General features: G+C 34.7%; 8 protein-coding genes and 1 pseudogene. 5 read left to right on the forward strand and 4 right to left on the reverse strand.

The window, feature by feature from the left end; genetic code table 11:
* Positions 1-812 precede the first annotated feature (812 nt).
* Both ACP6PM_RS07780 and ACP6PM_RS07785 read left to right on the forward strand, forming a co-directional pair.
* Positions 813-1,256: a T3SS (YopN, CesT) and YbjN peptide-binding chaperone 1 gene (locus ACP6PM_RS07780; RefSeq protein ID WP_426583382.1), complete on the forward strand. Its 444-nt coding sequence runs from the start codon at positions 813-815 to the stop codon at positions 1,254-1,256.
* A gap of 274 nt (positions 1,257-1,530) precedes the next feature.
* Complete coding sequence (locus ACP6PM_RS07785) at positions 1,531-2,229, forward strand: sigma-70 family RNA polymerase sigma factor (RefSeq protein ID WP_426583383.1); 699 nt, start codon at positions 1,531-1,533, stop codon at positions 2,227-2,229.
* 192 nt (positions 2,230-2,421) lie between these two features.
* Here ACP6PM_RS07785 and ACP6PM_RS07790 read toward each other — a convergent pair whose 3' ends face one another.
* From ACP6PM_RS07790 to ACP6PM_RS07805, 4 genes and pseudogenes are all read right to left on the reverse strand, one after another.
* The gene (locus ACP6PM_RS07790) at positions 2,422-3,021 is read right to left on the reverse strand and encodes a hypothetical protein (protein ID WP_426583385.1); all 600 of its coding nucleotides are present in this window, start codon (positions 3,019-3,021) and stop codon (positions 2,422-2,424) included.
* Positions 3,022-3,669: 648 nt separating this feature from the next.
* Positions 3,670-5,205: a sensor histidine kinase gene (locus ACP6PM_RS07795; RefSeq protein ID WP_426583387.1), complete on the reverse strand. Its 1,536-nt coding sequence runs from the start codon at positions 5,203-5,205 to the stop codon at positions 3,670-3,672.
* A 341-nt stretch (positions 5,206-5,546) separates the two neighbouring features.
* A pseudogene (locus tag ACP6PM_RS07800) lies at positions 5,547-5,921 on the reverse strand (WG repeat-containing protein); the annotation flags it as partial.
* An 18-nt stretch (positions 5,922-5,939) separates the two neighbouring features.
* Positions 5,940-6,155, reverse strand: coding sequence for a WG repeat-containing protein (locus ACP6PM_RS07805; protein WP_426583389.1), 216 nt, complete (start codon positions 6,153-6,155; stop codon positions 5,940-5,942).
* Positions 6,156-6,641: 486 nt separating this feature from the next.
* Here ACP6PM_RS07805 and ACP6PM_RS07810 point away from each other — a divergent pair, with 486 nt between their 5' ends.
* The 3 genes from ACP6PM_RS07810 to ACP6PM_RS07820 form a co-directional block, all read left to right on the forward strand.
* Complete coding sequence (locus ACP6PM_RS07810; protein WP_426583391.1) at positions 6,642-7,997, forward strand: folate/biopterin family MFS transporter; 1,356 nt, start codon at positions 6,642-6,644, stop codon at positions 7,995-7,997.
* Positions 7,998-8,374: 377 nt separating this feature from the next.
* Complete coding sequence (locus ACP6PM_RS07815; protein ID WP_426583404.1) at positions 8,375-9,172, forward strand: carotenoid oxygenase family protein; 798 nt, start codon at positions 8,375-8,377, stop codon at positions 9,170-9,172.
* A gap of 981 nt (positions 9,173-10,153) precedes the next feature.
* On the forward strand, positions 10,154-11,673 hold a 1,520-nt coding region (locus ACP6PM_RS07820), incomplete at its 3' end, for an AAA-like domain-containing protein (RefSeq protein ID WP_426583400.1).

Consider the following 11,673-nt stretch of genomic DNA (forward strand, 5'->3'; position numbering starts at 1 on the left):
TGCGCGAAAAGACTTGACTACCATAATTATATAGCTATCAAATGGGTTCTATAGAATCCGAATAATTACTATACCCAAGTCATTGCGACTGGAACGAAGTGGAAGGAAGCAATCTCAGAGGTAACGCGAGATTGCTTCCTATCGTCGCAATGACGACTGTTCAATCCTATTCTACATTATACCAAGATTCATAGATTTATATCTATGACTTTCTATACCACTACAGTAAAATTTTACAATTTATTTAGGATTGTTATAGTACATTTTCAGATAGATAAAGATATTTTCTTTATTTTGATTAAAAATATATTTCTAATTTTTGCTATTGCTTTAATAGTCTTAATGCTTGGATTGCCAAAAAGAAAAAACCTACAGAACCCAATGCAGTAAGAATTTGGGCGACTAAATTAGGTGTTAATATTTCACTCATAACCATAATACCTATAAAAAACAAACCTATGTTCTATGTTATCTCAAATTTACTACAATCACTGTACAACATTTGCATAGAATAGGCTGTAATACCAAGCGTGAAAAAAGAAAGCTCAACATTGATGAATAAAAAAATTTTCTCCAATCCTATAAGCTACCTATCTATATCATTTTTTGTTTTTTTCTTGTTTATTTATTTCTTATTCCAACTTCGGTCTTCCTTCTAAGGAGCTGATACTATTTGTAACAAACATTGATAAATTTGATATAAGATACTATCCTCTATATCCTATTGCAGATATAATTAAAATATTTGTCTCCCCTGACTTATGACTCCTAGGAGATATCCTCCTATTAAAATGGTATAGAAGGAGAAAATTATGAAATTTGAGACGAATGTACAAGAAGCTTGCTACAACAAAGTTTGTTTATGGATGAGAGAATTATTTGATAAATTTCCCTGCACCAGACAAGATTTACCTGGTGTTAATTTGTTTATGGGTTCTGCCTTGGTTGAAGTATTTGTCTTTCCTTGGGGAGATGATGAGGCAATTATTAATACTCGCTCATCTGTTGTAACGAATGTTAATTTTACACCTGATTTGCTGCAATTTTTATTACGAGAAAATAGTAAAATGCGCTTTGGCGCTTTTGGCATAGATAAAGATAATAATATTATATTTGAACATACAATAGTTGGTTCGACTTGTGATAAACCAGAGTTAGAAGCATCTGTCAAAGCAGTTTTAAAAATTTCTGATGAATACGATGATAAAATTGTTGAACAGTGGGGAGGAAAAAGAGCTATGGATCGAATAAGCTGAAGTCAGAAGTCAAAAGTCAGAAGTCAGAAGTTAAATTCGTGGCACGGACTAAATTTCATAGGAGCGAGAATGTCTGCCCTAGTAGTGGCGACTGCTATAGTTATTACAGTTAAGAGTGAGATACTTAACCTTGATATAATCTTTTTAAATCAGGGATTTAGCCCTCTAATTTTTATTTGAAACGACTATACTTTGATTTGGCTAAAGGAATTTATATTTTAGAATTAATAGTGCTTTTTAAATTCATTAGTATTAATCTAATTTTTCCAACTTTATGCTAAAAACAGAGCCTACTTACAAATTTCCCGAATCTAACCACCCCATAGTTAAGTCACTCTTTCATCACAGTGACCAAGAACTATTGACCCTATTTCAAAACTATCCAGACCAAGGTAAATACTTTGTCGCGATTTTCTGTCGCTATGGTATGATAGTCCAAACTTTAATTCAACATTCTGTGCGATCGCCGGTTCAAGCAGATTATCTATTGGCCAAAACTTGGCAACATATATTTTACGAATTGCGTGGCTTAGATTTACGAGAGGGATCGGATACAGAGACCGGAAATACTACTCTTCAGAATTGGTTAATTAATGTTACAGCCATTAGTATTAACCAAGAAGAAATACCCCCTGTCGAGTCAATTCGTTATTCTTTAGAAATGGCACCACCACCTTTATGGTGTTATGTCAGGCAAGTATTAGATCAGTTAGAGCCTCTACTACGCTTGATTTTGTTAATGTTTCAGACTTTTCACTGGAGTGAAACAAGAATAGCAGCTTATCTCCAAGCTGAGGGAGAAACCATTTCACATCAGGAAGTAAAATCTTTACTACAACAGGGATATCATAATCTAGATACTAATTTGCCAGAAGATATTAAAGCCATCTATTTCAATGATGATATTGAGAAAGTTAGTACAGGTATAAATCAGTTTCTCAAAGTTCCAAAAGAACCAGAAGCAGAAAATTAGAGCTTTTCTATGTACAATCATTTCTGTACAAAAGTTTATAACTCTAGTTTTCGTTTGTTAAGTGCCCTACGATTAAGTAGCTATAGGTTTTTAGAAAGATTGAATACCTTTCCCACTTAAGGGGGAGGTTTCAGACCCTATTTTTCGGTAACTTATCCTAATCTCATACCCAAGATTTGTTCTATCTTAAACCTAGTTCAAAAATACCCCACCTTTACCAGTAATATTAAGTGACTTTGTATCCAAATCAAAATCTTCTGTGGGGTTAAATATAATCTCCAACAATGTGGGAGAAATACTCCGAGGACGTACTATTAGTAACCCACCATCAGAACGTTGGTAGGTTAAGGTTAGTGGGATTGGCAGTTCAGATAATTCTACTACTGACGTTTCCCCTAGAATCCGATGTCGGCCACCTATTACCTGATATTCAATTACAGCACCGGTTTGATTAATTAATCTTAGAGTGATAAGACCTTCAATGGGGGTAACCCTACCAGCAGGTTCCGGAAATTGGGGTAGGGGTTGAGTAGTCTCTGACTGCTGAGTAGGAGGACGATCAATATTAGGAGACTGACGGCGAGTCGGTTCAGTCGTCTCAGGTTCAACCTCCACAGGTTTTCCTCTGTCACTAGATGGCTCAGAAGTATCCTCTTGTCGCTCGGCAGCAGGAGGCTTAGTACCGGTTGGTGGCCCTCCAGCTTGGGAAATTGTGACGATCATTAAACTGCTACCAATGGCACTAATGATAGAGGTTTTTTTAACAAACTTAGAAAAGAATTGAGTCATCATCTTCCTGGGATTTTGAATAAGGGTGTCCTGATATTATTTTTAGGTGAGGACTTCTACCGATATTTTTGTTAAAACCCCGCCCTTAAGGGCGAGGTCTTATCGAGTACAAGTTAGGAGCTGAAGCACTTCAAAATTAAGGTCTCACTCCATTTTAAACCTCAAAAACACTCTTTCCTCTTATCTCTATTTACCAAAAACTTTTTCAGCAAACTCTACTGGAACATACTTTTTCAACAAAATTTATCATAGTAGTTTGTTACTGAGCAACCACAGAGTTTTGTATAGTAGTCGAAGCAAAGGGCTTGGACATTGCTAAATATTATACCAGTTTGAAAAAACAATGCTACAAAAAAGTACCAACAGCGATCGGAGATACTTAAAAAGAGCTTCTCTAATTCATTTGAGAAAGCTATCTCTATACATCACATCTTCCCTTTTTTGCTTCAATATTTATTCCAACTTCAGTCTTACAACTTCAGTCTGACCTACTCCCTTTCCATGCAACGTCCCTAACATTTGTAACAAACATTTATCACCCTTGGTTTTATTTGCGGAGCATTTGGGCACCGAAAACTCACTCAGAGATTACTTATAACTTCTGACTTGCGCGCAGCGCTATACCTGGAGACCTAGATATGAGAGGTTGCCCTAACTCTGATGTAAAGGCAAAATAACAGTGGCCATAGTACCTACTTGGGGACGACTTTCAATCGATATTTGACCATGATGATTTTCAACTATGGCTAGAGCGATCGCTAACCCTAAACCTGACCCAACTGTACCGCGATGGGAGTGAGCGGGGTCAACTCGATAAAAGCGATCGAATAAACGAGACAAATTTTCATTGGAAATGCCTATACCATTATCCTTAACTGTTACCTTGAGACAATCATTTTTAAGATTTTGACAACCTCTAAAAATTACTCCACTATTCTCAGAGGTATAGCCTAGTTCCCTTTTCTGAGTTCTCAAAATTTGCTTTTTAGCTTTTGGAAGGCGCTGCAACTCTACTAGGAGATGGCCAGCAGATGGTGTATACTGCATACCATTACTAATCAAATTTGTAAATAACCTGGCCAGTTGTTCCCAATCTCCTGTAAGTGTAATATCTTCCTCAGAAACAGGATGTTTGATAATTTTAGATTTCTCTTGATTTTTGTAATATTTATAGTTTGATGTAGAGTTCTGGTTCGATGTAGAATTTTCTTCAATAAAATCAGGTAAGGAAATTTTTAATTCTAGATTTATACCTTGGGCAGTGGCGATCGCCTGTTGTTCTTCTACTACTTCCATCAACAAAGCATCCAAGGGTACTGGTGAAAACTCCGACTGGACTATTTTACTATCTTGACGTGCCAAAAATAGTAAATCATCTACTAAGCGCCCCAAACGACGAGTCAAACGTTCAATCACTTGTAGTTGTTGCTGATGTTCGGATGATGCTAACTTAGGGTCTGCCAAAGCTACCTGCACATTAGTTTGAATCATTGCTATGGGGTTTCGGAGTTCGTGGGAAGCATCAGCAGTAAACTTTTTCAGATGTTGATAAGATTCTCGTACTGGTTGTATTGCTAACCCGGAAAGTAACCAACCGATACCCCCTACAGAAATTACGACTAAACAGATACCGATACTTAAGTCTAGGATTAATTGACGAATTGGTTTTGTTACTTCAAACCAAGGATGACTAACTCGCAAATATCCTAAGATTTGACGACCTACTTCTACTCTGTCTGTCACCTGTCGTAGCAGTACACTATTCTCCGTGATGGGTTGTAATGTTTCAATTTTTCCAGAGTGGGGAGTTATTCGCACTGTTTCTCCAATACGGTTGGAATGTATGGGAATATTTAGAGGTTCAGAAAAGGTTGACCAAAGTAATTCTCCTGTGGGACTAAACCATTCAAGATCGATGTGATCATCTTCTACAGTATTGGCATTATCTCGAAAGCTAGCTTGAAGGTTGACACCTAGTTTTTTACTATTTTCTTTGGGAGATATGGAAGTAGGTTCGATGACTAGCGATCGCTCTACTATTTCTACTACATGAAGTAATGTATCATCTATACGTTCGATTAGGGTACTACGGAAATAGATATAAAACCCAGTGGTAAATATGACTAATAAAATGGCTGTGACTGTAGTGTACCAAATTGCTAAACGGCGACGAGTTGCTTGAAACATAATTCAATACAGTTCAGTTAAGGATTTTTTAAAGAAGGAAGAAGGCTTTAGTTATCTAGGAGAGAAGGCTTTAGTTATCTAGGAGAGAGGGAAGAAGGAATAAAGAAAGTAGATGAGTTTATGGACAGTTAAGGATTTTTTTGTGGCAATTCTGTAATCTCAAGAGCTACTCTCACAGTTCTATACTATAGGAGTTTTGGTCTTATCTGAACCGTATTGAAACATAATTGATTTCTAAGGCAGGAAACACAAGAGTTTCTAAAAGTATAAATATGATCGCCTAAATCAACAAAACTATAATTTTGCTATAAAAACTTTGGTTTGTCTTGAGAATATTTTTGTCATTTATCATTGATTTCGGTCTTAGTTCTTTTGCGTTTTCTTCTACTTTTTGAATGGTTGGGATTTTCTAATTGTTGTTTTGTGATTTTTCTAGACTCTCCTTTAGCAAATTTTGATTTCAGTATAGTTATTTCTTTTTTTGGCAAATATTGATTAGTAGGTCCTGCCACTACTTCCCCATTTCTATTAAAATATCCTCTCTTTTTACTCCATTTAAAAAATGCAACTTCTACATTAAACCTCTCCAACTCATTACAACAAATTGGCATAATTTCCTCTCTGCGATAATTTATATAACTATATTTTTTGTCTAACATTACTCTTGCTATTCCTTGATAAAAACTATCAGTAAAATCATAGATAAAATCTATTACAAATTCTCCTTTTAGAGTTTATATAACTCTCTTTAAATCTAGTTTTACAAGTGCTAGACCTTCATAAAAATGCCAAAATGCTAGATAAATAGGAGGTATTATCACTTTTCTTTTTATGTTTTTATAATCATGTCTCTCATTTTCTTTAAACCTTACTAATTCATCAGCACTATCGGTTATTTTTTCATCATTATTTTCTGGGTTTTGTGGTTTATTCATATCAAAAAAAGCCATGATAATCAATATATTTAATTTGATTATTAATCTAGATTTATGCTTTTATTAAAGAAAACTAACCTGTTACTTCTGATTATGGGGGAATCACCACATTTCCATCTTTATTTTTATACCCCCATTTTCCATCTTTTTTAAAAGGAACTAAAAACCTAATTATTGACAATAATTAATGAAAACTTTGGTTAGTATTGATGATATAGCGCTACTTGAATCGGGAATAGGGAACACTTAACTGGGAACAGGAGACTATCAAAGGATTTGAGGATTTATAAATGTCCTAACCTTAATGCGTAGCGCTATATTACTATTCTAAATTCAGACCAGAGATAGTTGCACACCATAAAATCTCTAATAATGCAAATAAATTAAGAAAAAATTTTTATACTTTTGACTTTTAACTTTTGACTTAAATATTGGCCATGCCAAAAAGTGGTATTTACGATAAGATAATTTTATTTACAAAATCTTAATAAACCTTCACTTATGTTCATATCTTCTGAAGGCATAATCAAGCTCAAAAAATCCCTCAAACAAAAGGTATTTTTTGGGAATGAGCCAACACCGGAACTTATAGCCATACTACTTGTTTACTTTGTTCAAGGAATTTTAGGGCTGGGGCGTTTAGCTGTGAGCTTCTTTCTCAAAGATGAATTGGCTATGAGTCCGGCTGAAGTTTCGGCATTATTAGGCATTGTCGCCATACCGTGGATGATTAAACCGGTTTTTGGCTTCATTTCGGACGGAGTGCCAATATTTGGCTATCGACGAGGACCTTACATAATTTTTTCTGGAATATTGGGGGCGTTTTCTTGGGTAGCATTGGCAAAATGGGTGCATACTCCACTAGAAGCTACAGTAGCGATCGCTATGAGTTATTTATCAGTAGCTATTAGCGATGTCATAGTTGACTCCCTTGTTGTACAAAGAGTGCAAAAAGAATCTGTAAGTAGTACAGGTTCTCTACAATCTTTATGTTGGTCTGCCGCAGCATTAGGAGGACTAATAACTGCTTATTTTAGTGGCTATTTACTAGAACATTTTAACAATCAAACTGTCTTTTTAATTACAGCTACTTTTCCTTTAATTGTTTCTGCCATACCTTTCTTAATTGAGGAAGAAAAAGTTACTATGGGAATTAACCTTGATCGCCTGAAACAACAAATTAAACAGGTAAAAAAAGCCGTCACTAAAAAATCAATTCTATTACCAACGGCTTTCATACTTATTTGGCAAGCAACCCCAAATTCTGAATCAGCTTTCTTTTTCTTCTCTACGAATGAATTAGGATTTCAACCAGAATTTTTAGGTAGGGTACAGTTAGTAATAAGTATTGCTGCTTTATTTGGTGTTTGGCTATTTCAACGGTTTTTTAAATCTGTTCCGTTTCGGAAAATTTTCGGATGGTCTACAGTTATTTCTGCTGTTTTAGGAATGACTACTTTACTGCTAGTTACTCACACTAATAGAGCATTAGGTATTGATGACCATTGGTTTAGTTTAGGCGATAGTTTAGTGCTAACTGTAATGGGAAAAATTGCTTTGATGCCACTATTAGTTTTGGCTGCTAGACTTTGCCCACTGGGAGTAGAAGCGACTGTATTTGCTTTATTAATGTCTATCAATAATTTAGCTCAATTAATTTCTCATGAAGGCGGTGCTTTATTAATGCACTGGCTCAAAGTTACAGAGACAAATTTTGATAATTTGTGGTTGTTGGTAATTATCACTAATCTCTCTACTTTATTGCCTTTACCTTTGCTAAATTGGTTGCCTTCATTTAATGCTCAAATAGAGCAAGAAGAAAATATTAATTCTTTACCAGTATTAGAAGCAGATTAGAACCGGTAGGTTCCGGTTATAAAGTTGGCGGACATTATTTAATGCCAGAATTTTTGCCAGATAATGATGCCTACTACAGAAGTTAGAAGTTAGAAGTTAGAAGTTAGAAGTTAAATTTTTGCGGTCTCCAAAGGTTTGAGTTTACTATCGCGACATACGCAATAGAGATGAATATATTTTTAGTTTTGAATTTGTGATTAATTCGTTTTTTTGTCTAGATAGAGTTTTCAGAAGAGTCAGAGGGATGGCTAAGAGAGAAAAACTGCTATTGCCAATGACTTTAAAGTTAGTCTCTCAAACGGTTTGAGTTTACTATCGCGACATACGCAATAGAGATGAATATATTTTTAGTTTTGAATTTGTGATTAATTCGTTCGATTCCTGGTTTTGCCTTTTTACACGATATGGTAATTACACCAAATTACTGTGTCTTTTTCCAAAATCCTGTTACTTTGAATCCTCTTCCTTTCTTTCTGGGATTGCGAGGTGCAGGTCAATGTTTGGAGTTTTCACCTAATAAATCAACACAGGTGATTTTAATTCCTCGTGATGGTAGTAAAGCCATGAAAATTTTAGAAACGAAATCTTGTTTTGTGTTTCATCATGCTAATGCTTGGGAAAAGGATGGGGAAATTTATGTAGATTCTATTTGTTATGAATCTTTTTCACAAATTGACCTGGGCGATGATTTTCGGGAGGTAGATTTTGATGCAATTCCAGAAGGTCAGTTATGGCGATTTAAGATTAATTTGTCAGAGAATAATGTAGAACATGAATTAGTTGAAAGTCGTTGTTGTGAGTTTCCTACTTTAAATCCGAATAATGTGGGAGAAGCTTATCGATATTTATTTATTGGAGTAGCAGATCGGTCTAGTGGAAATGCTCCTTTACAAGCAATATTAAAGATTGATTGGCAAACGGGAGAACGTCAAATTTTTAGTGTTGCACCGCGAGGTTTTGCCGGGGAACCTTTATTTGTTCCTTTTCCAAATGGGGTGAATGAGGATGATGGTTGGTTATTAATGTTGATGTATGATGCAGCGGAACATAGGTCGGATGTTGTAATTTTGGATGCTCGAAATTTGAATAAAGAACCTGTGGCAAGATTACATTTAAAACATCATATCCCTTATGGTTTACATGGGAGTTTTACGCCTAATTATTTTGGTCAATAATTCATGTTTGGTTGATTTTAAAATCTAGAGGCAAACGGTATATTACTACAAAAGCGGAGTCTTATTACTGAGAGCTGACAGCTAATATCAAATCCCGATAATTAGTTATTGTAGGTCATTGCGACTGGAACGGAGTGGAAGGAAGCAATCTCAGGGGTGGCATGAGATTGCTTCCTATCGTCGCAATGACTATTTTTCAGCCAACGAGGAGCAATTTTTGAAGATTCCTTGGTGATAATTGAAGATTTTGTAGGAGAAAAAATTACTCAAAGTTAGTTTTGTTTACAGGACTTTTTAGGATGGTGAGATACAGTTGAAGGCTAATCTACATTCTCCATCTATATAAAATGTAAAATAATAAAATTTTGTACCTCACTAGCTCCGAAACTGCTGTAAGTCCCATTAGAAGACCCTCTAAAATTATTAACTCCAGTAAGTAGCTAACATCAGCCACAATTTACTTTAGAAATAAACGAACTAGACAAACTAATATTTCCTTTAAGACTTGAGTTGTTTTTCTAGTCAGAGCAACTCTCAATATCTCCAAGATTTTTATAGCTTAAAAAAGTTTGATATATAAATTCAGTAGTTTGTAGATAGGGAATAAAATAATATCTAAGAAGCTGTTTGAAAAGTACTGGATGGAACCGATTAGTCCTAAAAACCTCACTCCCTTGCTCCCCTTCCCTACAAGGGAATGGGGGTTAATAAGCCTCTCTCCTACCAGGAGAGAGGTTTTTATGAGGTTACAAACAGTTTCTAAACAATTTGGATAATAAGTGATAAAAAAGTTTTTGTTTGTAGTTTTGCTCTAGCCCTAACATAAAGAATTGGCTAAAACCCTACTACGAGCGTAATACTAAACATAATATAATTTATTTTTGAAAATCTAATAATTTATCAAAACCTTAATTTTGAGTTAATCACAATTGAAAGGTTATATCTGATAAAGTTGCTAAGGTGAGGATACTCAAGATAAATATGAATATAGAAAAAAATCAAGAATACGATTATCAAGTAGGTAATTGTTTAACGCCACATCACCCCACTTATGTCAGACGAGCGGCAGACCAAGAATTATTTAATGCGTTGAAAGCTGGTAAATATTGTTATGTATTAAGTTCTCCACAAACAGGTAAATCAAGTTTAAAAGTTAGTACAATCAAACTTTTACAAGCAGAAAATATTATCTGTATTGCTCTAGACATGACTAGAGTTAACAATAAACTTTTAACTCTAGACGAATGGTATAATCAAGTAATTTTAACTTTAGAGAAAACTTTTATATTTCCTAGACATTTCCCGGAATTATGGTGGGAAGAAACGGCAGATATGGCTGCCGATGAAAAATTATTTCTGTTTATTGAAGAAGTCTTGCTAGCCAATACTCAGAATGAAAGAATAGTAATTTTTATAGATGAAGTTAATGATGATAGTGTTGTTAATTCTGGGTGGAGTAGCTTAGGGGTATTGATCGATTATTGTCTGCAGGAAAGAGCAAATAATCCAGAATTTAAACGTTTAACATTTGCCTTACTAGGGATGACGATACCTAATAATTTAGTAGATGTATGTAGATATATTGAACTTAGTAACTTCAAAATAGAAGAAGTGGCTCATTTTGTGCAGAGATTTGAGGGGATAGTAAAACAGCCACTAAAAGTTATGGAAGAAATATTATTTTGGTCTGGCGGTCAACCATTTTTAACACAAAAACTATGTCAAATAGTTATTAACTATCTAGGAGAAAGAGGGGTAGAAGAAGTTTATAATGATGTAGCTTTAGTAGAAGATTTAGTGAACATTTGTGTGGTAGAAAATTGGGATGCACAAGACTACCCTGTTCATTTCAGCAAAATACAAAATCTGTTGCTGAAAAATATACAGAAATCTACAAGTCATTTAGAAATATATCAACAATTATTAAAACATAGCAGGTTAAAACCACCTGGTGAAAATAATCAAAGATTTAAAAATGATGCGATCGCTAATAGTAAATGGGAGATAAAAGAGTTATTGAGGTCTGGTATAGCGAAAATCAATCAAGGATTTTTAGAGGTATACAGTCCTATTTATGCAGAAATTTTTAATCAAGAATGGGTAGAACAATATTTAGCACAAATAACTCAATCTGTTCCTATAGTCCCTCGGCAAAAATTAGAGTTAAATGAGTTTAACAGTCAGGAACAAAGTTGGCAAAAAGGAGCAAATATTTCTAACTTGGAAATTCCCGAAAATTACAAAATTTCTAGTAATAGTGCGATTAATCCACAACAAAAACAAGTAGGAAATCCCCTAGAGTTAAATGAGTTGAACACTCAAGTAACAAACTTCCAACTAGGAGCAAATATCTCTAACTTGGCAAATCCAGAAAATCGCCAAATTCATAGTAATGATGGGATTAATCCACAACAGAAACAACTCGAAAATCCCTTAGAGTTAAATGAGTTGAACAGTCAGGAACAAAGTTTCCAAAAAAGAGCAAATATCTCTAACTTGAC

This window comes from Dapis brunnea BLCC-M229, from assembly GCF_050015995.1.
GTDB lineage: Bacteria > Cyanobacteriota > Cyanobacteriia > Cyanobacteriales > Microcoleaceae > Trichodesmium.

Excerpts from the sequence above, each read along its gene's own strand:
- ACP6PM_RS07785 (WP_426583383.1), top strand. The coding sequence starts at position 1,531 with ATGCTAAAAACAGAGCCTACTTACAAATTTCCCGAATCTAACCACCCC.
- ACP6PM_RS07810 (WP_426583391.1), top strand. The coding sequence starts at position 6,642 with ATGTTCATATCTTCTGAAGGCATAATCAAGCTCAAAAAATCCCTCAAA.
- ACP6PM_RS07795 (WP_426583387.1), bottom strand. The coding sequence starts at position 5,205 with ATGTTTCAAGCAACTCGTCGCCGTTTAGCAATTTGGTACACTACAGTC.
- ACP6PM_RS07805 (WP_426583389.1), bottom strand. The coding sequence starts at position 6,155 with ATGGCTTTTTTTGATATGAATAAACCACAAAACCCAGAAAATAATGAT.
- ACP6PM_RS07780 (WP_426583382.1), top strand. The coding sequence starts at position 813 with ATGAAATTTGAGACGAATGTACAAGAAGCTTGCTACAACAAAGTTTGT.
- ACP6PM_RS07790 (WP_426583385.1), bottom strand. The coding sequence starts at position 3,021 with ATGATGACTCAATTCTTTTCTAAGTTTGTTAAAAAAACCTCTATCATT.